The organism is Streptomyces sp. S6, from assembly GCF_054880855.1.
In genome coordinates this window covers 1-737 of record NZ_JBTYMC010000714.1, presented here as the reverse complement: position 1 = coordinate 737, position 737 = coordinate 1, and the positions used below count along the sequence as shown (strand labels likewise).

2 protein-coding genes are annotated in these 737 nt (G+C 75.2%); both read left to right on the top strand.

Going from position 1 to position 737, the window contains the following annotated elements:
• Positions 1–218, top strand: a 218-nt coding sequence (locus ACVNF4_RS36660; RefSeq protein ID WP_461807126.1) for a pantoate--beta-alanine ligase, incomplete at its 5' end; no start/stop codon positions are given.
• Positions 219–229: 11 nt separating this feature from the next.
• Positions 230–737, top strand: a 508-nt coding sequence (locus ACVNF4_RS36655) for an FAD-dependent oxidoreductase (RefSeq protein WP_461807127.1), incomplete at its 3' end; no start/stop codon positions are given.

Here is a 737-nt window from a genome sequence, read left to right as displayed (position 1 = left end):
GCCCGGCCGGCATCCGCGCGGCGGCCCGCACGGTCCTCGACCAGGCCCTCCGCGCGGACCCGCCGATCGCCTTGGACTACCTCGCCCTCGTCGACCCCGCCGACTTCACGGACATCGGGGACGACTTCACCGGCGAGGCCGTCCTCGCCGTCGCCGCCCGGGTCGGGACGACCCGGCTGATCGACAACCTCCCGCTGACCTTCGGAGCCGCCTCGTGAGCACCACAGGCATACGCCCGCCCGTCGCCCACCACCACCCTTGGCCGAGAGCGCTTCGCGCTCGCCCCTACCTTCACGCCCCCGCACCCGGCTGGGCGATCACCGCCGACGTCGTCGTCGTCGGCTCCGGCGTGGCCGGCCTGACCGCCGCCCTGCGCTGCGAGGCCGCCGGCCTCGACACCGTCGTCGTCACGAAGGCCCGCCTCGACGACGGCTCCACCCGCTGGGCCCAGGGCGGCGTGGCGGCGGCCCTCGGCGAGGGCGACACCCCCGAACAGCACCTGGACGACACCCTCGTCGCCGGCGCGGGCCTGTGTGACGAGGACGCCGTCCGCATCCTCGTCACCGAGGGCCCCGACGCGGTGCGCCGGCTCATCGCGACCGGCGCGCACTTCGACGAGTCCGCCGAGGGCGACCTGGAGCTCACTGGGTTCGTCGTCGAGGAGCGGTGTGCAGTCGAGCCACATGGGGCGACCTTACCGGGACCGCAGCGGCGACCGGCCACGGGTGTCACGTCAG